Annotated in this window: 19 protein-coding genes; 11 read left to right on the plus strand and 8 right to left on the minus strand. The window is 49.2% G+C overall.

Annotated features, from left to right (window positions below):
* Positions 1–101 precede the first annotated feature (101 nt).
* Complete coding sequence (locus J4F31_03560; protein MCE2495648.1) at positions 102–734, plus strand: peroxiredoxin; 633 nt, start codon at positions 102–104, stop codon at positions 732–734.
* 81 nt (positions 735–815) lie between these two features.
* Positions 816–1,316, plus strand: coding sequence for a thiol peroxidase (tpx, locus tag J4F31_03565; GenBank protein ID MCE2495649.1), 501 nt, complete (start codon positions 816–818; stop codon positions 1,314–1,316).
* On the opposite strand, the gene J4F31_03570 is transcribed toward tpx, so the two are convergent.
* Together J4F31_03570 and J4F31_03575 are read right to left on the minus strand one after the other, a co-directional pair.
* Positions 1,309–1,545: a hypothetical protein gene (locus J4F31_03570; protein ID MCE2495650.1), complete on the minus strand. Its 237-nt coding sequence runs from the start codon at positions 1,543–1,545 to the stop codon at positions 1,309–1,311. The two genes, tpx and J4F31_03570, sit on opposite strands and share 8 nt — an antisense overlap.
* A 2-nt stretch (positions 1,546–1,547) precedes the next feature.
* Positions 1,548–1,865, minus strand: coding sequence for a thioredoxin family protein (locus tag J4F31_03575; GenBank protein ID MCE2495651.1), 318 nt, complete (start codon positions 1,863–1,865; stop codon positions 1,548–1,550).
* A gap of 99 nt (positions 1,866–1,964) precedes the next feature.
* On the opposite strand from J4F31_03575, the gene J4F31_03580 reads away from it, so the two are divergent.
* The 4 genes from J4F31_03580 to J4F31_03595 all read left to right on the plus strand — a co-directional run bounded on the left by J4F31_03580 (position 1,965) and on the right by J4F31_03595 (position 8,216).
* Entirely contained in the window at positions 1,965–3,239 is a 1,275-nt protein-coding gene (locus J4F31_03580) for a TlpA family protein disulfide reductase (protein MCE2495652.1), read from the plus strand.
* A 247-nt stretch (positions 3,240–3,486) separates the two neighbouring features.
* Positions 3,487–5,073 carry a peptide chain release factor 3 gene (locus J4F31_03585; GenBank protein MCE2495653.1) on the plus strand — a complete coding sequence of 529 codons (1,587 nt, stop codon included), beginning with the start codon at positions 3,487–3,489 and terminating at the stop codon, positions 5,071–5,073.
* Between the two features lie 44 nt (positions 5,074–5,117).
* On the plus strand, positions 5,118–7,031 hold the full coding sequence (locus J4F31_03590; protein MCE2495654.1) for a CBS domain-containing protein: 1,914 nt from the start codon (positions 5,118–5,120) through the stop codon (positions 7,029–7,031).
* Between the two features lie 3 nt (positions 7,032–7,034).
* Positions 7,035–8,216, plus strand: a complete 1,182-nt coding sequence (locus tag J4F31_03595; protein MCE2495655.1) for a succinylglutamate desuccinylase/aspartoacylase family protein — start codon at positions 7,035–7,037, stop codon at positions 8,214–8,216.
* A 12-nt stretch (positions 8,217–8,228) separates the two neighbouring features.
* Here the strand turns inward: J4F31_03595 and J4F31_03600 are convergent, their stop codons facing one another.
* From J4F31_03600 to J4F31_03620, 5 genes are read right to left on the minus strand one after another with little or no spacing between them, the layout of a single operon-like run.
* Positions 8,229–8,879, minus strand: coding sequence for a YceI family protein (locus J4F31_03600; protein MCE2495656.1), 651 nt, complete (start codon positions 8,877–8,879; stop codon positions 8,229–8,231).
* An 8-nt stretch (positions 8,880–8,887) separates the two neighbouring features.
* A complete protein-coding gene (locus J4F31_03605) occupies positions 8,888–9,757 on the minus strand; it encodes a bifunctional 5,10-methylene-tetrahydrofolate dehydrogenase/5,10-methylene-tetrahydrofolate cyclohydrolase (GenBank protein ID MCE2495657.1) in 870 nt (289 codons plus the stop codon).
* A gap of 9 nt (positions 9,758–9,766) precedes the next feature.
* The gene (ffh, locus tag J4F31_03610) at positions 9,767–11,113 is read right to left on the minus strand and encodes a signal recognition particle protein (protein ID MCE2495658.1); all 1,347 of its coding nucleotides are present in this window, start codon (positions 11,111–11,113) and stop codon (positions 9,767–9,769) included.
* Between the two features lie 12 nt (positions 11,114–11,125).
* Positions 11,126–12,907: an arginine--tRNA ligase gene (locus J4F31_03615; GenBank protein ID MCE2495659.1), complete on the minus strand. Its 1,782-nt coding sequence runs from the start codon at positions 12,905–12,907 to the stop codon at positions 11,126–11,128.
* Entirely contained in the window at positions 12,904–13,854 is a 951-nt protein-coding gene (locus J4F31_03620) for an arginase (GenBank protein ID MCE2495660.1), read from the minus strand. The genes J4F31_03615 and J4F31_03620 overlap by 4 nt, the downstream gene beginning before the upstream one ends.
* 91 nt (positions 13,855–13,945) lie before the next feature.
* On the opposite strand from J4F31_03620, the gene J4F31_03625 reads away from it, so the two are divergent.
* Genes J4F31_03625 through ribB form a run of 5 tightly spaced genes read left to right on the plus strand, consistent with a single transcriptional unit; the run spans position 13,946 to position 20,864 of the window.
* Positions 13,946–16,351, plus strand: a complete 2,406-nt coding sequence (locus tag J4F31_03625; protein MCE2495661.1) for a DNA translocase FtsK 4TM domain-containing protein — start codon at positions 13,946–13,948, stop codon at positions 16,349–16,351.
* Between the two features lie 51 nt (positions 16,352–16,402).
* Positions 16,403–17,056 (plus strand): outer membrane lipoprotein carrier protein LolA, encoded by a 654-nt coding sequence (locus tag J4F31_03630; protein ID MCE2495662.1) that lies wholly within the window; start codon positions 16,403–16,405, stop codon positions 17,054–17,056.
* Between the two features lie 12 nt (positions 17,057–17,068).
* Entirely contained in the window at positions 17,069–18,568 is a 1,500-nt protein-coding gene (locus J4F31_03635) for an LptF/LptG family permease (GenBank protein ID MCE2495663.1), read from the plus strand.
* On the plus strand, positions 18,543–19,712 hold the full coding sequence (locus tag J4F31_03640) for a glycosyltransferase (protein ID MCE2495664.1): 1,170 nt from the start codon (positions 18,543–18,545) through the stop codon (positions 19,710–19,712). The genes J4F31_03635 and J4F31_03640 overlap by 26 nt, the downstream gene beginning before the upstream one ends.
* Positions 19,713–19,760: 48 nt before the next feature.
* Positions 19,761–20,864, plus strand: coding sequence for a 3,4-dihydroxy-2-butanone-4-phosphate synthase (gene ribB, locus J4F31_03645; protein ID MCE2495665.1), 1,104 nt, complete (start codon positions 19,761–19,763; stop codon positions 20,862–20,864).
* 13 nt (positions 20,865–20,877) lie between these two features.
* Here the strand turns inward: ribB and J4F31_03650 are convergent.
* The coding region (locus J4F31_03650; protein MCE2495666.1) for a cation diffusion facilitator family transporter at positions 20,878–21,466 on the minus strand (589 nt) is incomplete at its 5' end.

Here is a 21,466-nt window from a genome sequence, read left to right on the forward strand (position 1 = left end):
AGACTATTTATCGAAGATTAACACGGCCCGAGTCGCTTACTGGGCTATCATTTGCTAATTTTGGGTCGCACAATTAAGTATAACTCAAAAACAAAAACATAATGGGTGTTTTAGTAGGAAAAAAAGCTCCTTCATTCAAGGCTGCTGCCGTAATCAACGGAGAAGAGATCGTTGAGGATTTCTCTCTCGACCAATTCATCGGAAAGAAATACGTGATCTTGTTCTTCTATCCGAAGGATTTCACCTTCGTTTGCCCAACTGAATTGCATGCATTCCAAGCTCGTTTGGCTGATTTTCAGTCAAAAGACGTTGAGATCGTTGCCGTTTCTACCGATACGGAGCAATCGCACTGGGGATGGTTGCAAATGAGCAAAGATCACGGTGGTATCCAAGGAGTTACTTACCCGGTAGTTGCCGATACGAACAAAACCATCGCGAGCAATTACGATGTGTTGGCCGGTGAATACTTTTACAACGAGAACAACGAGTTGGAAGCCGACGGAGAGTTGGTAGCTTACCGCGGATTGTTCCTGATCGACAAGGAGGGAACGGTTCAGCACCAAATCGTCAACAACATGCCACTTGGACGTAATGTCGACGAGGCTATGCGTATGGTCGATGCATTGAAATTCTTCGAAGAAAAAGGAGAAGTATGCCCGGCTAACTGGAGCGAAGGAAAAGAAGGAATGAAAGACACTCACGACGGAGTGGCTAGCTACCTCGCTTCGCACTAAGCGTTATAAAACAATTCGAGAGCCCGTGCGTTGAGCGTGGGCTTTTTTATGCTAGAATAATCCCAAAACACCCTTTTCACAATGGCTGAAATCAAACTAGGAGAAAACACCGTACATACCTCCGGAAACCTTCCTGAAGTGGGCGGAGACGCTCCGGACGCTACGTTGGTCGCGCAAGACCTGAGTGAAGTCGTTCTGAGTAGCTACACCGGTAAACGTGTAGTTCTCAACATCTTCCCTTCGATCGACACGGGCGTTTGCGCCGCGTCGGTCCGCAAGTTCAACGAAGAAGCTGCCGGTTTGGATAACACGGTAGTCGTTAATGTTTCTGTAGATCTTCCATTCGCTCTTAAGCGATTCTGCGGAGCTGAGGGAATCGAAAACGCAGTAAGCCTATCGGCATTCCGCCACGACTCATTCGAAAACGGATATGGCGTTACCATGATCGACGGCAAAATGAAAGGCTTCTTCTCACGCGCCGTTGTGGTAGTAGATGAAAAAGGGGACGTGCTCCATACGGAACAAGTCCCCCAGATCGGTCAGGAACCAAACTACGAAGCTGCCTTAGCAATACTTAGTTGATCGAGTTTCGAACCTTTTTTGTGAAGGCGCGGAGGGCTTCTTTTTCCTCCGTGCCTTTTTCTATTTGCTCCTTGATCCAAATGGCTACAAAGACATTGGTGAGCTGATCACCTTCGTCTACTCCACCTACTTCAATTTCCGGAGTCTCGCCCTCTTCAATAGCCGCTTCGGCTTTTCTAAGCGTATCCAGATCGTACTCGAGCAATGCTTTAATGGCTGGTATCTTCATGATTATCGGTTTTCGTCAATGATCTTCCGTATATACTCTTCCTTGCTGCTGGAGCTTCCCTCAACGAGCTCTCCATTCTTGAAAAAGGCCATGAACGGTAAATTGTCTACTCCGGCCATTTTACGCTTCTCCGGATTCTCTTCGGCATTTACATCGAGAAAAAGAACGTCCTGCATCTCTTCCTCGTTACTCACGCGCTTGTACTTCGGAGCGAACAGACGGCAATTTCCACACCAGTCGGCGTAGAACTTCACCACTACATTCTCGTTGTCTCCCAACAGGGAGTTAAAATCTTGATCGGTTGCTGTTTGTACTGCCATTTCGATTCCTTTTAAATTGAACGTTACAAAAATACGTCGGTTACACCTTTCAACATCGTATTATTGAATGTTCGTATCGATGAACTATAAACGCCCTTTATGAAGCCATACCCTTTTAAATACATCATTTATACTGCAGCCGTTATTCTTACTGCATGTTCATCCAACAACTCTGAATCAGTAGCTGAAGTCGATGCCGCATACTCGGAAGTTTCTCGGCCTGCGGCCGGATATTGGAGAGGGGTTCTCGAGCTGAGCGATACGGTGACGCGTGAACTCCCGTTTCAATTCGTGATGGACGGAACCGGTAACGATCAAACCATGGTGATCCAAAATGCTGGTGAAGCGATCGTTTTGAACAAGATCGTTGAAAAGAACGACAACCTGGAGATCGTATGGCCTGTGTTCGAGAGCGGGTTTGTGGTGTCGACAAGCGATTCAACGATGTCGGGCTATTGGTACGATTTGAGTCGGGGCACCGATTATAAAATACCCTTCAATGCTCAACTCGGTTCTACGATGAGATTTCCGATAAGTGGCCAGCCAGCCGAAAGGCTGTCCGGAAAATGGCGCACCCACTTCGGAAACGACGAAGCCAACGCACTCGGCATCTTCAACATGAATCAGCACGTGGTCATGGGAAGCTTCGCCACGGAAACCGGCGATTACCGCTACTTGGAAGGCGTTGTTGTCGGCAACCAGTTCAAGTTGTCGACGCTCGATGGCGCCCATGCATTCTTGTTCGAAGGGACCATCGACGGCGATAGCTTATGGGGAACTTTCTACAGCGGTGACCACTACAGTGAGCCATTCTACGCCGTTCTCGACGACGGGTTCACCCTTCGTGATGCCAATGAACTCACCTTTTTGAAAGAGGGCTATGAAAGCATCTCGTTCGCGTTTCCGTCCGTGAATGGCGATACGGTCCGATTATCCGACCCTGAATTTGAGCACAAAGCGGTGATCGTTCAACTTTTTGGCTCGTGGTGTCCGAATTGTATGGACGAGACCAAGTACCTCGTCGACCTCTATGAAGAAGAGTACAACAACGGATTGCGGGTCGTGGGGCTGGGCTTCGAACGACATTCCGATTACGAGCGAGCCTCGCGAGCGGTGATCAAAATGCGGCAAGATCTACTTATTCCTTATCCCCTTCTCATTGCCGGTCGGGCCAGTAAAACCGAAGCCGCGGAGAAACTTCCGATGCTGAATCACATTATGAGTTTTCCGACGGCGATCGTTTTGGATCGAAACCATAATGTGGTTGGAATCCATACCGGTTTTTACGGCCCGGGAACAGGAACGTACTACAAGGAGTTCAAAAAGGAATTCGAGGAGATGGTCGATAAGGCCTTGGCAAGGCGACCCATTTAAACGTCGAAACCACGGCTTGCACCGTGGTTTCTATCGCGATCGATTAATAGACAAAACATCAACGAGTAACCTTCATTCGCGGCGTTTTGAGGACATCGATTTCGTTCAAAAAAAACGAATTGAGAAAGACATTGAAACACCATAAACCTTTCTCAAGCTGCCCAAATATACAAATATTCGGGAATTATAAAAGTCATTGTCCGAAAAAAAAAGAGTACTTTTGCGGGCCTGGAACTATCGCTAGACCATGGGTTTTAAAGAGGAAATTAGCCGACGTAGGACATTTGCCGTGATCAGTCACCCCGATGCCGGAAAAACGACCTTGACGGAAAAATTACTGCTCTTTGGAGGGGCTATTCAAGTGGCCGGTGCTGTTAAATCGAACAAGATCAAAAAAAGCGCTACTTCTGACTTCATGGAGATCGAAAGACAGCGTGGTATATCCGTGGCAACATCGGTCATGGGGTTCGAGTATCAGGACAAAAAGATCAATATTCTCGACACACCGGGTCACCAGGATTTCGCCGAAGACACGTACAGAACGTTGACCGCGGTGGATAGTGTGATCGTGGTTATCGACGTAGCGAAAGGGGTCGAGACCCAAACAGAAAAACTGGTGAAGGTGTGCCGCATGCGCAACACGCCGGTGATCGTCTTCATCAACAAGCTGGACCGTATGGGTAAAGACGCTTTCGACCTCCTCGACGAGATCGAAGAAAAGCTCGGCCTTACCGTTTCTCCTTTGAGCTGGCCCATTGGCATGGGACAAGAGCTAAAAGGCGTTTATAGCCTGTTTGAAAAGCAAGTGGTGCTTTATTCTGCCCACGGGAAGCAAGAGGCCAACAGTTCAGTGGTCATTGATGATTTGGCGGACAACAGACTTGACGAGTTGGTTGACCCGCACTTCGCCAACACCCTTCGGAATGAGTTGGAATTAGTTCAAAGCGTATACCCGGACTTCGGCGTCGAGGAATACCGAAAGGGCGCCATTTCTCCGGTGTTCTTTGGATCGGCGATCAACAACTTTGGAGTGCGTGAACTGCTCGATTGCTTTATTGAGCTGGCTCCCCCACCACAGCCCACCAAGACCGAAGAACGGTTGGTGGACCCGGGCGAAAAGAACTTCGCCGGATTCGTTTTCAAGATCCATGCGAACATGGATCCAAAACACCGGGATCGAATCGCGTTCGTAAAAGTGTGCAGTGGAAACTTCAAGAGAAACACGAATTACCTGCACGTGCGTCACGGAAAACAACTCAAATTCTCGAACCCAACTTCTTTCATGGCCGAGAAGAAAGAGATCGTTGACCTCTCGTACCCGGGAGATATCATGGGTTTGCACGATACGGGAAACTTCAAGATCGGAGACACACTAACGGAGGGCGAAGAGCTGCACTTCACCGGTATTCCAAGCTTCTCGCCTGAGCAATTCAAGGTGATCGAGAATGCCGACCCTATGAAGTACAAGCAACTGGCCAAGGGTATTGAGCAGTTGATGGACGAAGGGGTTGCCCAGCTGTTCAACATGAAGCAGAACAACCGCAAGGTCATTGGTACGGTCGGACAATTACAGTTCGAAGTGATTCAATACCGCCTGGAACACGAATATGGAGCTAAGTGTCGGTACGAGCCTATAAATGTTCATAAAGCCGTCTGGATCTCAGGGTCGAAGCAGGATTTGGACGAGTTTACAAAGCAGAAGTATCGGAACATGGCCGAAGACAAAGAAGGTCGTCTTGTTTTCATGGCCGATACCGCCTTTGCTCTTCAAATGGCACAAGACAAATTTCCGGATGTGAAGTTTCATTTCACATCGGAATTCGAAACGGCTTAAATCAATTCCATTTTTCCTATTTTGCCGGTATTCAAGCCGGAAATATGGGAGAAAAGAACGTGCGAAAAGAGTCTACGGCCGGAGAGCTGAAGGCTTTTATGAAGCATTTGATCAAGGATATACGCGCCCTTGAGATCATGATCGATCGGGGTATGATCGAAGAGGGAATCCATCGCATTGGAGCCGAGCAAGAGCTTTGCCTCATCGATAAGACTTACCGACCTGCTCCTAAGGCCATGGATGTGCTGAAGGAACTTAACCATCCGAAGTTCACGCATGAACTTAGCAGGTTTAACCTCGAAATCAACCTCGATCCGGCCGAGTTCACCGGCGGTGCGCTAAAAGGCATGGAAGACCAGCTTAAAGAGTGTCTCGATTGCCTTAGAGTAGGTCTCACCCCGCACGATTTAGATTACATTTTAGTCGGGATCTTGCCGAGTATTAGGCTTTCCGACATGACCTTGGAGAACCTCACTCCTCTTCCCCGGTATTTCGCCTTGAATGAACGGTTATCCGATCTACGGGGTGAGGCTTATGAATTCCGGATCGAAGGAACGGATGAACTAATCACTAAGCACGATTCCCTGATGTTCGAAAGCTGTAACACCAGCTTTCAGATCCATTTCCAAGTGGGTGCTCAGGATTTCACTTCATATTACAATTGGGCTCAAGCGATCACGGGTCCTGTACTCAGCGCTTGTACGAATTCGCCGTTGCTCTTTGGCCGGAGATTGTGGCGCGAAACCCGAATTGCGCTGTTCCAACAATCCACAGATACGAGGAGTAATCACCAATACACAAGAGAAGATGCCCCGCGTGTACTTCTGGGAAAGAGCTGGCTAACAGGCAGTATCGTAGACCTATACAAAGAAGACATTGCTCGATATCGGGTCCTGATCAGCCAAGATATGGACGAAGATTCACTCGAAACCCTTAAAGAAGGTAAAATACCGAACCTTGGGGCTCTTAAGATGCATAACGGCACGATCTATAAATGGAACCGAGCTTGTTTTGGAGCCGCCAGTGGTATTGCTCATTTGCGCATAGAGAATCGATACATACCTTCCGGCCCTTCCGTTCTCGATGAAATGGCCAACATGACCTTTTGGCTAGGCCTCATGCACGGTATGCCGGATGAATACCGCAACCTGAATAGGACACACGACTTCGACGTGATCAAGGCCAACTTCAACAGGGCTTGCCGAATGGGTATGGGTTCTATGTTTCGTTGGCTCGATGATAAGGCCTATAGCGCTCGAGACTTGCTGATCAATGTGCTACTCCCCATCGCTCGCGATGGACTGCGGAAGGCCAAGATCCACGAAAAAGATATCACCCGATTCCTGAACGTCATAGAGGGACGGGTCGAATCGGGGAACTCGGGTAGTCAATGGATCCTGAACTCTTTCGACAAACTCAAGAACGACGGCACCAAGGACGAGATCATGCTGGCCATTACTGCGGGTATCGCCAAAAGACAAAAAAGAAATACGCCCGTACACAAATGGAGCCTTAGTCGAATTAACGAAGCCGGAAGCTGGATCAACAGATACTGGCGAATCGATCAAATCATGTCCGTAAACTTGATCACGGTAAACGAAAACGACCTCCTCGATATCGTGCCGAACATCATGAACTGGCGTGAAATCAGGTACGTCCTCGTCGAAAACGATAAGAATGAGTTGGTCGGTTTACTCACTTCCGGAAACTTGATCCGCTATTACTCCACCCGCCTTACGGACGAAACCCAAGATGCCTTGGTCAAAGACGTCATGATCAAGAAACCTATTTGCGTCACACCCGACACCTTAACCAAAGACGCCATATCTTTGATGCGGAAACACAAGATCGGATGCCTACCGGTCGTGCGCTCCAAAAAGGAACTCATCGGTATCGTTACAGAACACGATTTCGTCAACGTCGCCGATCATTTTCTTCAGGAATTTCTAAAAGACTGACCATTGCTGCCTACGGATTTCACATCGACCCTCGTTGACCGAGTCATTCTCGACATCGACAGCGGAATTCCAGGCCCTACCCTACTCGTCATAGGCGGCATCCACGGCAACGAACCCTCGGGCATGTACGCCCTCGAGCGCCTGAAAATGGCCTTCGACAAAAAGGAGCTCTCTATTGCCTGCGGCAAGATACTTGCTCTTCGCGGCAACCGCAGAGCACTTTCAGAGGGTGTGCGCTTCATCAAGAGAGACCTGAACCGGCTGTGGCGGTGGGATTTTAAAACGCAATGCCCCATTAATCCGATCGCAGAAGAACCCGACGACGAATACGATGAATACTGTGATCTTCAATATCGCATTCACAAAGCTATAAAAGAACGCAAAGGGCCCATTTGCTTCCTCGATCTCCATACCACCTCGGCAGTAAGTGCCCCATTCATCATGGTAGGCGATACCTTGAGAAATCGCGACTTGGTCGACGGTATTCCGGTTCCTATTGTACTCGGCGTTGAAGAGCAACTCGACGGCCCCCTGTTGAGTTACATCAACGAGCTGGGGCATTTGTCGGTCGGATTCGAAGCCGGGCAGCACGAGGCACCTGAAGCCATTGATGCTCACGAAGCACTAACCAAGGTGATCTTGTACCGGCTGGGCATGATCGATGAAGAGTACGTGGATCGTATCGATGAATCGTTGGATCGCTTGGCCGAACTTGGCGGCCATTTGGCACAGTTCTATGAAGTAAGGTACCGACATGGAATAACCCCGGAAGATGAATTTGCCATGAAACCGGGATACGCCAATTTCCAGCGGGTCGAAAAAGGAAAGACCTTGGCACGCGATAAAAACGGCCCCATTGCCATGCCCGAAGACGGACGCATCTTTATGCCGCTCTATCAAAAGCAAGGCAACGACGGGTTCTTGCAGATTCGAGGAATCAAAAGGTTCTGGCTGTCCTTCTCTCGATACACAAGAAAATTCGGACTGTATAAACTTCTTCCGCTATTACCCGGCGTTCGACGCGATAAAGACAATCCCCTCGGGCTCCATGTCAATACCCACGTAGCGAGTTTCTATTCAAGGCAGATCTTTCACCTTATGGGTTATAGAAAGGTCCGAGAGCACGAGGGCATGTTACTTATGGAAAAAAGGCCCTTCGATTTCGAAGAGCCTCCTTTACCTTAAAACCTCACCTCGTTATTCGCAAACGCGATCAAAAACCGCATTTACTTCGATCTTGACCTCGGGCCAAAGCTTTGAAACACCATCAGCGCCTTTGTGCAGATCGTAGCACATTTCATTGAGCTGATTAATACCCATTTGACCGTTCCAATCATTTACGTCAATGGTAGTCGACATATTCAGGACCCCGTTTTCAAAGGTATAGGGCATGCTTACCATGACCTCTTGGTTATTCATGGTGATGATGACTTCCGCGTTTCCACCATTTTCACCATTGTAGTTGAGTCCGTTTATTCTTCCGAAGATAACGGGGGTGTTGATGGTTTCAAAGAAATATACAGCGATCTTCTTATTGCGGTCTTCGTTGTTCGATTCAACTTTATTCACCGGAATCTTAAAGCTGGCGTTTCCAACCACCTCGGCAATGTCATCACTCTCTTTGAATCCGTCGGTGATGATCTCGGTAAAAGTACCGCTCACTCCTACTCGCTCGTTAAACTTATAGCCTGTCCAGGTCATGGAGGTTGAATCAGCATTGTAGCTGTAAACGCAAGCCTTCGAACCTTCAATGGCTTCATCGCCGGATTCCGACCCTTTGTCGGCATTTGGTGCACAGGCGGTGAATAAAAGAGAGAAACTGAGGATTCCGAAAAGTAGTTTTTTCATGAGGGATTTTATTGTTTGATTGCTTTAAGCGTGTTCAATAACAGGGCTGCTCGGGTCATTGGACCAACGCCGCCGGGAACAGGAGTAATGGCCGAAACTTTGTCTTTTACTCCGTTGAAGTCCACATCTCCTTTTAAGCGGAATCCGCTTTTCGTCTCTGTAGACGGGACTCTTGTAGTTCCGACATCAATGACAACGGCTCCTTCTTTGACCATATCTTCTGTTACGAATTCCGGTTTTCCAATTCCGACGATCAATATGTCCGCTGACCGCGTGAGTTCCGGTAAGTTTTTAGTTCTACTGTGTGCCATGGTCACGGTCGAATTTCCGGGGTAGTTATTCCGCCCCATCAATACCGACATGGGCGCACCCACTATATGACTACGTCCAAGCACTACGCAATGCTTACCCTCCGTCTCTACCTCGTGCCTTTTGAGTAGCTCGAGAATGCCCATAGGGGTTGCCGGCAAAAAAGCATCGAGCCCCAAAGCCATGCGGCCGTAGTTCGCCGGATGAAAACCGTCTACGTCTTTCTTAGAATCTACCGCTTCGATGACTTTTTGCTCGTCGATGTGTTTTGGTAAGGGAAGTTGAACGATGAATCCGTCTATATCTTCATCTTCGTTGAGTTGACGTACTTCGTCGAGCAGTTGCTCTTCGGTAACATCGTCATCCATGGTGATCAAGGTGGAATTAAAGCCCACCTGTTCGCAGTCGCGGATCTTTCCGGCGACGTAGCTCTTACTTCCGCCGTCTTCACCCACGAGGATTACGGCTAAATGGGGCACCTTATGGCCATCGGCCCGTAGGGCCTTCACCTCTTCAGCGATTTCTTCTTTGATCTTCTGTGCGGTGGATTTTCCGTCGATTAGCTGCATGGTATTGGTTTACATGCCAGAGGGTTTACCTCGCATGGCGTTCATCGTGTTCATCATTTTTCTACCTCCGCCACCTTGCATCATCCGCATCATTTTGCTCATTTCACTAAACTGCTTAAGCAAACGATTCACCTCCTGTACGCTGGTACCCGATCCTTTGGCGATGCGTTTTTTGCGCGATCCGTTGATGATCTTGGAATCTTGCCGCTCTGATGGAGTCATGGATTTGATTACGGCCTCAATGTGCTTGAAGGCATCGTCATCGATGTCTACATCGCGCACGGCTTTGCTCATTCCGGGAATCATGCCCAGCAGGTCTTTGGTAGATCCCATTTTCTTGATCTGATCGATTTGCTTCAAGAAATCGTCGAAATCGAACTTGTTTTGAGCGATCTTCTTTTGGACGCGGCGGGCTTCTTCTTCGTCGAATTGCTCCTGAGCTTTCTCTACCAGGCTTACGACGTCGCCCATACCGAGGATTCGGTCGGTCATACGCTCCGGGTAAAACACGTCGAGCGCATCCATCTTTTCACCCGTACCGACGAACTTGATCGGTTTATCGACTACGGTCCTTATGGAAAGGGCCGCACCACCGCGCGTATCACCGTCGAGCTTGGTGAGCACTACTCCGTCGAAATCGAGTCGATCGTTGAAAGCCTTTGCCGTGTTCACCGCGTCCTGACCGGTCATGGAATCAACTACAAATAGAATCTCATGCGGATCCACCGCCGATTTAATGTTCGATATTTCGTTCATCATCTCCTCATCGACGGCCAAGCGACCCGCGGTATCGATGATCACTAGGTTTTTACCGTTCGCCTTGGCATAAGCGATCCCTTTTTCTGCTAAATCGACCGGATTCTTATTGCCCTCTTCAGTGAAGACGTCTACGTCTATTTGCTCTCCCAGAACCTTGAGCTGGTCAATGGCCGCAGGTCGATACACATCGCCCGCCACCAGCAACGGGTGCTGCGCTCGCTTGCTCTTCAAGTACTTCGCGAATTTGGCGCTAAAGGTCGTTTTACCAGAACCTTGAAGTCCGGCGATCAAAATCACCGTGGGCTTTCCGTCGAGCTTGACTTCTACCTGTTCGCCGCCCATGAGCTCGGAAAGTTCGTCTTTGACGATCTTCACCAACAACTGCCCTGGCTTCAGGCTGGTCAATACTCTTTGACCCAAGGCCTTTTCCTTCACTCGATTGGTGAAATCCTTGGCGATCTTGAAGTTCACGTCGGCATCCAACAGGGCTCGACGCACTTCTTTAAGCGTATCCGCTACGTTAACTTCTGTGATTTGCCCATGGCCTTTGAGGACCTGAAAGGCTTTTTCCAGCTTGTCGTTTAAATTCTCAAACATCACTTTTTCTCCTTACATCTGATCGGGAACCGTAATACCCAACGTCTTCATCGACGATTTGATCACGTGTCCCACAAACTTACTCAATTGGACCCTAAAGGCCATTTGTTCTTCGGTCTCGGCATTGAATATCGATACCTGCTGATAAAACCCGTTATACGCCTTTACCAACTCGTAGGTATAATTGGCCATGTGCGCAGGGCTCATCTCCGTCGCTGCTTGTTGCACCACTTGGGGGTAATCTGCCAAGAGCTTCAACACTTCCTTCTCGGAGGCGTGTAATTCACGGACCCTCACGGGTCGATGTAGCCCTTCGTCGGCCCGGCGAAGTAAACTCTGTATTCGGGCATGCGCGTACTGTATAAAAGGCCCCGTGTGCCCGTTGAAGTCGATCGATTCCTGCGGATCAAACATCATGCGCTTTTGGGGGTCTACCTTAAGTATAAAGTATTTGAGAGCGCCCATACCGATATTGTGGTACAGCTCTTCTTTGTCTTCGTCATTTAACCCCTCCAGCTTGCCCAACTCCTCGGCGATCGCCTTAGCTTCATTACCCATAGAGCTCATGAGGTCGTCGGCATCGACCACTGTACCTTCGCGGCTCTTCATTTTGCCGTGCGGCAAATCGACCATGCCATAGCTCAAATGATAAAGCTCTTTGGCCCGGTCGTACCCGAGTTTTCCCAGAATGAGGAAAAGCACTTTGAAGTGATAGTCCTGCTCATTCCCTACGGTGTAGATCAACTGATCAATGTCGTAATCTTCGAAGCGCTGTACGGCCGTTCCAAGATCCTGAGTCATATACACCGCGGTTCCATCGGCGCGCAACAATAATTTTTCATCAAGACCGTCTTCTGTCAAATCGCACCAAACGGATCCGTCTTCACGCTTATAGAAAACGCCTTTTGAAAGCCCTTCATCAACGAGCGACTTACCCAACTTGTAGGTTTCGCTTTCGTAGTAGTTCTGATCGAAGTCTACCCCCAATCTATCGTATGTGGCGTCGAATCCCGTATACACCCACGAGTTCATTTGTTCCCACAAAGCGGTAACCTCACTATCTCCTTGCTCCCACGCACGCAACATTCCCTGAGCTTCTAACAATAGCGGAGCTTTTTTCTTGGCTTCGTCCTCTTCCATTCCGCCCGCAACCAACTCAGCCACTTCAGCTCTGTACTCCTGATCGAATCGCACGTAGTACTTTCCAACGAGGTGATCTCCTTTGATGCCCGCCGATTCAGGTGTTTCACCTTCACCGAATTTTTGCCAAGCCAGCATGCTCTTGCATATGTGGATACCGCGATCGTTGATGATCTGCACTTTGAGCACGCGCTTACCTGCGGCTTTATACAGTTCTGCGACCGAATATCCGAGCAGGCAGTTTCTGATATGCCCCAGGTGCAGCGGTTTGTTGGTGTTCGGAGAACTGTACTCGACCATTACGGCCGGAGCACTATCGTCTGGTGCTACCAATCCGAAACTCGGGTCAGACGCTTGTTCGGCAAAGAAATCGAGCCACAACTCATCGCTGAGTTCGAGGTTCAAAAACCCTTTAACCACGTTATAACCACTGATCCAGTCGTGCTTTTCGGTCAAGAACGCACCGATCTCTTCTCCCGTTTCTTCGGGTTTCTTTTTTGACACGCGAAGAAGTGGAAAAGTCACCAAAGTGATGTCCCCGGCGAATTCTTTGCGGGTTTTCTGAAAGTTGAACTGTGATTCTGGCAGCTCGGTGCCGTAAAGTGATGAAATGGCCTCGGCTACGGCCGGACCCATTTTTACCTCTAAGTTCATCCGTTCAATCGATTTTCGAGGGTTAATGCTGTTTTTTCGAGCAGTTGCAAGGCGGTATCGGCCATTACGTTGCCCTTTGTATCCAAACACGGGTTGATCTCCACGAACTCCATGCAGCAGACTTTTTCGTGCTTTGCGAATTCAGTGAGCAGGTCTTCAGCTTCGCTTTCCCAAATACCGTTGTGCACCGGAGTTCCCGTACCCATGGAAATGGTCGCGTCCATGGAATCGACATCAAAGCTGGCGTACACGCGATCGCAATCGCTCAATTTATCCATGATTTCTTGCGCTATGGGGCGACCTCCGCGATTGTGTACTTCGCCAACGCGGTAGTTCTTGATTCCCTCCCGGGCAATGAGTTGATCCTCGGGCTCTTCGGTATCGCGTACGCCAATAAAGAAAAGATCTTCGGGGCGTACCCGAGGTTCCGGGCCTTTCATGCGGTTCCACGCTTCGAGGGTAGCGTCTTTAACGTCGTTGCTTTGGCACTGTTCGTTGTTCATGCCGAGTGCAGTGGCCAAAGGCATACCGTGCACGTTTCCGGTAGGTGTGGTATAGGGAGAGTGCAGATCGGCATGGGCGTCGATCCAAACCACGCCGATGCGATCGTTGGGATAGGCCTTGCGAATTCCGGCAATAGTGCCCCCCGCCACGCTGTGGTCTCCACCAATGATGAGCGGAAAGCTTCCGCCCGAGAGGGCGTTAGACACAGACTCTTCGATGCGATCGTATTGATCGGCAATAGCGGTGATGCGAATTCCGTTAGGGGTATCGATGTCGTCGAAGAGGTGCTCGTTCGCGGTCGGAATATGTTCCCACGGATGGCGTGCGAAGAACTTGCTTTCGGCGTTGAAGGCCGCTACTTTGAGGGCATCGAAACCCAAGCTAGCCCCACGAGTGCCGGCACCTAATTCAGAAAGAGAAGTAAGTATCTTCAATCGACTCATAAAATCCGTTTATTTGGACCGCAAAGCTACGGAATTCCTATGGCCTTAAGCGCTGAGGGAACTTTTGTATTTTTGACCCCGACACCGACCTATGGCGAAAGCGAAAAAATCCATAAAAACTACCAAAACGAAGAGAGCGCGTAATGAAAACGCGTGGTATCGACGTAAGAGCACACACACCGCAGTGGGTCTTTTACTGCTGTTCTTTTCCATGTTCGGATTCATTGCGTTCACGAGTTTCTTCTTTCATTGGAGTTACGACCAAAGCACCTTGCGCGAGGGATTGCTCGCAAGCGACGTGCGCAATATTTTAGGAAAGGCCGGAGCGATGGTATCTCATTTACTCGTGTGGCGTTACTTTGGTGTTAGCGCGTATTTCATCCCCTACTTTTTATTGATCCTGGGCATCAAAGTGTTGTTTCAACCCGAGCGGCTGAAGCCTCGAAAGTTATTGTGGGGAGGATTATTGGCCATGATCTGGTTCGTGGCCTTGACCGGATTGTTGTTTTCGGAATCGCACCCCGTTTGGGCGGGTGGGGCGGGATATACCGTGTTTTTGTGGATGAAGAAAGGCATTGGCACCGTGGGTACGGCCTTGGTGCTGTTTTTTACGGTATTGTTGGGCATCGTGCGGTTCTTCAATATTACTCCGGCACACTTGCAGAATTGGTTGAGTCGTCCAGAAAAAGCATCGGCACCAGCTTCAGAGATGGCCGATGCAAACGCCGAATTAGAAGCGATACCAGAGGAAATAGAAACGGAAGAAGAACTGCCTAGTCAGGAGGTCGACCTTTCGATGGACGATACGCATCGTGCCGATGAGGCAGAAGAAGAAGAGCAACAGCAACAAGAAGAAGAGAAAAAGCCGTATCCTGAGCCCGAGGTTGTGGATGAAGCCGGTGATGATGTGGAGTTGAGTGTTGAGGAAACCGTTGAGGAGGAATTGAGTGAGGACGACGCTAAGGCTAAGCGAAAGGTGGAGGATTTTGGGGCGTATGATCCGCGGCTCGATCTATCGACGTACCAATTTCCGACGATCGACCTGCTGAACGACTACGGTAAGTCGAATATAACGGTCGATCAAGACGAGTTGGAGGCCAATAAGAACAGGATCGTCGAGACGCTCAAGAACTACAAGATCGAGATCGCGAAGATCAAAGCGACCATTGGGCCGACCATTACTTTGTACGAGATCGTTCCGGAGGCGGGAATTCGCATTTCGAAGATCAAGAATCTGGAAGACGATATTGCGCTGAGCCTTTCGGCTTTGGGTATACGGATCATTGCTCCTATACCGGGTCGCGGAACCATTGGTATTGAAGTGCCGAATACGAAGAAGAACATTGTTTCGATACGCTCTGTGATCGCCTCGGAGAAATTTCAGAAATCGGAAATGGAACTCCCGATCGTACTGGGGAAGACCATTTCGAACGAAACCTTCGTGACGGACTTGGCGAAAATGCCCCACATGCTCATGGCCGGGGCGACCGGTCAGGGTAAGTCGGTCGGATTAAACGCCGTGTTGACTTCGCTGCTGTATAAGAAGCACCCTACAGAGGTGAAATTTGTGCTGGTGGATCCGAAGAAGGTGGAATTGACCTTGTTCAACAAAATCGAACGACATTATTTAGCCAAGCTTCCGAATGAAGAAGAGGCGATCATTACCGATACCAAAAAGGTGATCAATACCTTGAATTCGCTGTGTATCGAAATGGACGATCGGTACGAAATTCTGAAAACCGCGATGTGTCGTAACATCGTGGAGTACAACAAGAAGTTCGTATCGCGTAAGTTGAATCCCGAAGAGGGACATCGCTACCTGCCTTATATCGTATTGGTGATCGACGAGTTCGCCGACCTGATCATGACTGCGGGTAAGGAAGTAGAAACGCCGATAGCGCGATTGGCGCAGCTGGCTAGGGCCATTGGTATCCATTTGATCATCGCAACTCAGCGTCCGTCCGTAAACGTCATCACCGGTATCATCAAAGCCAACTTCCCATGTAGGATCGCCTTCAGGGTAACTAGTAAAATCGACTCGCGCACGATCCTGGATGCAGGTGGAGCCGATCAGTTGATCGGTAAAGGAGATATGCTGATCGCTCAGGGGTCGGAATTAACGCGCTTGCAGTGTGCTTTCGTGGACACCCCTGAGGTTGAAAAAATTACGGACTTCATCGGGAATCAGCGCGCCTATCCAGAGGCCCACTTATTGCCGGAATATGTTGGTGAAGAAGGTGGCGAACCCGGAGAAGTAGATTTAGATGATCGCGATAGCTTGTTCGAAGATGCGGCACGCATTTTGGTTCAACATCAGCAGGGATCGGCCAGTTTGTTACAGCGAAAGTTGAAGCTGGGCTATAACCGAGCAGGTCGGATCATCGATCAACTCGAAACTGCCGGAATCATTGGGCCGTTTGAAGGCTCTAAAGCACGGAAGGTGTTGATCCCGGATGAAATGGCACTCGATGAGCATCTGCGTCAAGAGAAAGAGTAATTAGATATAGTTCTGCGTTCTTAGTTTGTAGTTCTTAGTAATATGAAAGAGATGATGAAGAAATTACTGTTCATTGCCTTGATGGCATTAGGTTGGCCGGCTGTAGGTCAGCAGGACCCGGAAGCAAAGAAACTTTTGGATAAGGTTTCCGAGGCCACAAAAAGTAACGAGAATATCGCCTTGGACTTTTCTGTAACCCTCGAGAATAAATCGGCGAACATCCCGGCGAGCACCATGAGCGGGAAAATCCTGATCAGTGGTGAAAAGTACCGCTTGGAGTTAGAAGGAAACGAGCAAATCAGCAACGGAGAACGCATTTGGCGCGTTTTGCGCGACGATGAAGTGGTAGAGACCATGTCGGTTGACGACCTTGAAGAAGAAGGGTTGACACCAAGCCGACTTTTGACCATGTACGAGAGCGGGTTCAAGTACAAGATGGGCGATCGTAAAGCGCACCGAATGCACGAGGTTCAGTTGATCTACTTATTTCCTGAGGACGCCTCATCCGCGCCTTATACGAGTATTGAGTTGGCCATCGATGTACAGACCAACCAAATCGTTTATTTAATGGAAAAAGGGAAGGATGGCACTATCACTACGTACGAGATCGTTACTTTCCGAACGAACGTCGATGCTCCGGCCAGTGCTTTCGCCTTTGACAAAACCAAATATCTCGGATTCGAGATCATCGATGTTGGATTCTAATTCCGACGCGTATTGAAGGTCATATCGAAATTTACGCTCAAGGCTTTTGTTAGCCCTTTTGTGATCTCCTTTTTGGTGATCCTCTTCATTCTGCTCATGCAGTTCGTGTGGAAGTACGTCGACGACCTCGTCGGAAAGGGGCTCGAATGGTATATCATAGCGGAGCTGCTCGTGTACACTTCCGCCAGCTTGGTCCCCCTCGCCCTTCCATTAGCTGTATTATTGGCCAGCATCATGACCTTTGGCCGTATGGGCGAGAACTACGAACTGGTGGCCTTTAAAAGCTCCGGTGTTTCCTTGTTCAGGATCATGCGCCCTTTGTTGGTCGCCATGTTCTTTATGTCGATCGGTGCATTCCTTTTCAGCAATTATGTGATCCCCTACTCCAACTTAAAGAGTGGTGCATTGCTTTGGGACATTACGCGAAGCAAGCCGGCCTTTAACTTGAGGACAGGAGTATTTTACAACGGAATCGAAGGGTATTCGATCAAGGTCGCCAACAAATCAGGGGAAAACGGAAACCTGTTGGAAGACGTCATGATCTACGATCATACGGCGAATAGAGGGAACGTAAAGGTCATCAGTGCAGAGAGTGGCAAGATGATCATGAATGAGGATGACAACATCATGACCCTTGAGTTGTACAATGGATTCAGTTACGAAGAAATGAATCCGGAGAATCGTCAGAAAAGGAAGAATTACCCGTTGCTTCGGTCGCATTTCAGCAAGGAGATCATTCGATTCGACCTGAGCAACTTCAAGATGAAGCGCACCGATGAAGGGCTTTTCAAGAACAACTATAAAATGTTGAATCTGGCCCAGCTAACCCATTCCATCGACAGTCTGGATGGGCAATTGAACACGGAAACATCGGACTTCAAGGAACGGTTGAATTCGCGGTACGATTACCAACCTCCTGCTCGAACGGAAGAAGGGGCCGTTTCTTCGAAACATAAACTCGAGGCGCAGCCCGAGCAAATTGATTCTGTTCCGGGACAGTATCTACTCGAAAACTACGAGCTGCCCGAACAGCAGCGCATCATACAAACGGCCACGGTATCGGCACGAAATGCCAAAGCCTACGTGTATTCTTACATAGGAGAGTTCAAGAATAAGAATCGTTGGATCGTCAAGCACAAGCTGGAGACCCACAAGAAATTCACCTTGAGTTTTGCCGTTCTGATCTTGTTTTTGGTCGGAGCTCCACTGGGTAGCATCATACGAAAGGGTGGAATGGGTTTGCCGGTAGTGGTGGCCATTTTGATCTTCTTGTTCTACCATATCGTATCGACTACGACCGAAAAATTGGGCCGGGATTTCGTGCTCACTCCCTTTGGAGCCATGTGGCTATCGAGTATGATTTTACTGCCCTTCGGTCTTTGGCTGACTTACAAATCGACTACCGATTCGGCCCTCTTCAACTCGGAGCGGTACTGGCAACCGATCGAAAGACTCTTCAAAAAGCTATTCACTCGAAAAAAGCGCCATGCGGATATGTCAGCTGACGCATAAACCCGCTTATCCGACCGTTGATGGCGGTTGCATCGCGATGGCCCACGTGCTCGAATCACTTCTTCGTTCGGGTAATACGGTCGACGTGCTGACCTTATCAACCTTCAAGCATCGCTTTGACGAAAGCGCTTTTCCCTCAAATGATCGCCTTGAAGTGCGGTCAGTGGAAATCGATCTGCGAACTAAGGTCTCGGATGCGCTTAAAAATTTGGGGCAACGGTCGAGCTACATCATGGCGCGCTTCGATGCGCCTCAAGTTAGAAGCGCGCTTCAAGAGCAATTGAATAACGGCTACGATGTCATATACATCGAGAGTATCTTTTGGTTGCCTTATTTGCCCGAACTGAAGTCAAGCGGTATCCCTCTCGTGCTTCGCAGCCACAACATAGAGCATCGAGTTTGGCGCGAATTGGCGTACAAATCGAGCTTCCCCCGCTCCGCTTATCTTCGTTTACTTGCTCGGCGCCTACGGCGCGAAGAACATCTTATGTGGCAGGGAGTCGATCAGATTCATTCGATCAGCTCCTCGGACAGCACGACCATCGCCAAGCATACCTCCGCTGACGTAATTGATCTACCGATGGCCGTCAAAGTGAATGACGAAGTCCCTAATGCTCCTAAACCCTTTGTGTGTCATCATCTGGGAGCTATGGACTGGATTCCGAATCAAGAAGGAATGCGTTGGTTTCTCGACAAAGTATGGCCGGGTGTGCAAAGAGCCGAGTCTCTAGCAGAGTTTCATTTAGCCGGACGAAGAATGTCTGTTGAGTTTCAGCAGATGAAGGGTCCAGGTGTGCGGGTGATCGGTGCTGTTGACGATGCCAAGGCCTTTAGGGCCGAACACGGGGTGTTGGTGGTTCCGCTATTCAGTGGTTCGGGTCTGCGCATAAAGATACTCGAAGCACTTGCTGAGGGTGTTCCGGTCATGGCTACGACCAAGGCCATTGAAGGGTTGCCGGAGGTTCAAACGAGTGGTATGTTCGTGAGTGATGACCCTCTTAAATGGATAAAAAAACTGAGCGTTATCTGGCATCGGCCCGTTGAGGGCCAGAAAATGGCTGAGGACGGGAAGGCTTATGCGAAGCGGTACTTTGGTATGGATGCCCTCGATATTCGCTTGAGTGAATCATTGCGACAGTTATAAACCCTAGGCCGTTCAATTTGGTTACTTTTGCGTCGCAAATTTCAAGGTATGTCGCATTTGTTGGATACGGTCGAAGAGGCCATCGAAGATATTCGGAACGGGAAAGTGATCATCGTGGTAGACGATGAGGATCGCGAGAACGAGGGGGATTTTGTTGCCGCCGCGGAGAAAGTTACACCCGAGATGGTGAATTTCATGGCCGTTCACGGGAGAGGACTTATTTGCACTCCCCTACTCGAAGAGCGTTGCGACGAGCTTGAATTGGAGCTTATAGTCGGGAAAAACACCGCCCTGCGCGAAACACCCTTTACCGTATCGGTTGATTTGAATGGGCACGGTGTTACTACGGGTATCAGTGCATCGGACCGCGCTAAGACCATTCAGGCCTTGGTGGATCCGGCGACGAAGCCCGAAGATTTGGGACGTCCCGGACATATTTTTCCGTTGAAAGCTAAGGCAGGCGGGGTTTTGCGCAGAACCGGGCACACTGAGGCTTCGGTGGACTTGGCTCGTTTGGCGGGACTGCAGCCGGCCGGAGTGATCGTAGAGATCATGAACGAAGACGGTAGCATGGCGCGATTGCCACAATTGCGTGAGATCGCCGACAAGTGGGACCTGAAGCTTATTTCCATCGAAGATTTGATCGCGTATCGGTTGAACAATGAAACCTTGATCGTAGAGCGTGAATCTTTTGAAGTGGATACCCCCCATGGTCCGTTTAACTTAACTGCATTCGAGCAAAAAACGAACGGTCAAATTCACATTGCCTTGACCAAGGGGATGTGGAACGAAAACGACCCGGTATTGGTTCGTATGCACAGCAGCACGGTAAAGAACGATTTGCTTCAAGTATTGACACAATGTTCGTTGCCCGATTTGAATTCGGCAATGGAAAAGATCGAGGCCGCCGGTTCAGGTGTGATCGTGTACTTGAACATGGAAGGACTGGGATCGAATATTCTCGATACGCTAAAGCAAATCAAGGATGTAAAATCAACGCCTCCACGTCGCGATGCGCGTGACTTTGGCGTTGGAGCACAAATTTTACGTTCACTTGGGGTACGCAAGATCAATCTTTTGACCAATCATCCGAGCAAAAGAGTGGGCCTCGTGGGTTACGGGCTCGAGATCGTGGAGAATACGGCTCCTTAAGTACTTGTCGGCTCTATGTGAAGGTGATGTGACCGAGTTCCTGTATCTGCCGATGTAGGTGATCCTTCAGCTCATGAGCCAATTCATGGCCCTCGTATACGGTCATACTTCCATTGACTCGAGCATGTAATTCAACATGGTAGTTCATACCCGCCTTTCTTAATAAGCACTTCTCGGTATTCACGATACCAGTGACCTCATTCGATGCCCTTCTGATTCGGTCGCGCAGATCGTCGTTCAAATGTTCGTCCATGACTTCTCCCAATGCAGGCCTAAAGATCAGGTAGCTGTTGTACAGTATGAATGCGCTTGCAACCAGTGCAGCCCAATCGTCAGCAGCCTCATGACCAGGCCAAAAATATCCGGCTACGCCAATGCCTACCAGTGCAGCAACCGATGTGATTGCATCGCTTCTATGATGCCATACATCGGCTTTTAATGCCGTGCTATTCGTTTCTTCGCTTTTTTTATTGACCCAACGATACGAAGCTTCCTTCCATAAGATAATGCCAAGTAAAACATACTTGTTTGAGCATTTATTGTAGCCAAATATATTTGTTTTATGATGGCTGTTTCGCTCGTGAAGGCTCCTTTTGTTTTGG

Source organism: Flavobacteriales bacterium, assembly GCA_021296215.1.
Taxonomy (GTDB): domain Bacteria; phylum Bacteroidota; class Bacteroidia; order Flavobacteriales; family ECT2AJA-044; genus ECT2AJA-044.

Bases quoted from the DNA above. Each gene is read 5' to 3' on its own strand.
- J4F31_03640 (MCE2495664.1), top strand. From the start codon at position 18,543: ATGCGGATATGTCAGCTGACGCATAAACCCGCTTATCCGACCGTTGAT.
- J4F31_03575 (MCE2495651.1), bottom strand. From the start codon at position 1,865: ATGGCAGTACAAACAGCAACCGATCAAGATTTTAACTCCCTGTTGGGA.
- ffh (MCE2495658.1), bottom strand. From the start codon at position 11,113: ATGTTTGAGAATTTAAACGACAAGCTGGAAAAAGCCTTTCAGGTCCTC.
- J4F31_03580 (MCE2495652.1), top strand. From the start codon at position 1,965: ATGAAGCCATACCCTTTTAAATACATCATTTATACTGCAGCCGTTATT.
- J4F31_03615 (MCE2495659.1), bottom strand. From the start codon at position 12,907: ATGAACTTAGAGGTAAAAATGGGTCCGGCCGTAGCCGAGGCCATTTCA.
- J4F31_03600 (MCE2495656.1), bottom strand. From the start codon at position 8,879: ATGAAAAAACTACTTTTCGGAATCCTCAGTTTCTCTCTTTTATTCACC.
- tpx (MCE2495649.1), top strand. From the start codon at position 816: ATGGCTGAAATCAAACTAGGAGAAAACACCGTACATACCTCCGGAAAC.
- ribB (MCE2495665.1), top strand. From the start codon at position 19,761: ATGTCGCATTTGTTGGATACGGTCGAAGAGGCCATCGAAGATATTCGG.
- J4F31_03570 (MCE2495650.1), bottom strand. From the start codon at position 1,545: ATGAAGATACCAGCCATTAAAGCATTGCTCGAGTACGATCTGGATACG.
- J4F31_03560 (MCE2495648.1), top strand. From the start codon at position 102: ATGGGTGTTTTAGTAGGAAAAAAAGCTCCTTCATTCAAGGCTGCTGCC.
- J4F31_03620 (MCE2495660.1), bottom strand. From the start codon at position 13,854: ATGAGTCGATTGAAGATACTTACTTCTCTTTCTGAATTAGGTGCCGGC.
- J4F31_03630 (MCE2495662.1), top strand. From the start codon at position 16,403: ATGATGAAGAAATTACTGTTCATTGCCTTGATGGCATTAGGTTGGCCG.
- J4F31_03625 (MCE2495661.1), top strand. From the start codon at position 13,946: ATGGCGAAAGCGAAAAAATCCATAAAAACTACCAAAACGAAGAGAGCG.
- J4F31_03585 (MCE2495653.1), top strand. From the start codon at position 3,487: ATGGGTTTTAAAGAGGAAATTAGCCGACGTAGGACATTTGCCGTGATC.
- J4F31_03590 (MCE2495654.1), top strand. From the start codon at position 5,118: ATGGGAGAAAAGAACGTGCGAAAAGAGTCTACGGCCGGAGAGCTGAAG.
- J4F31_03605 (MCE2495657.1), bottom strand. From the start codon at position 9,757: ATGCAGCTAATCGACGGAAAATCCACCGCACAGAAGATCAAAGAAGAA.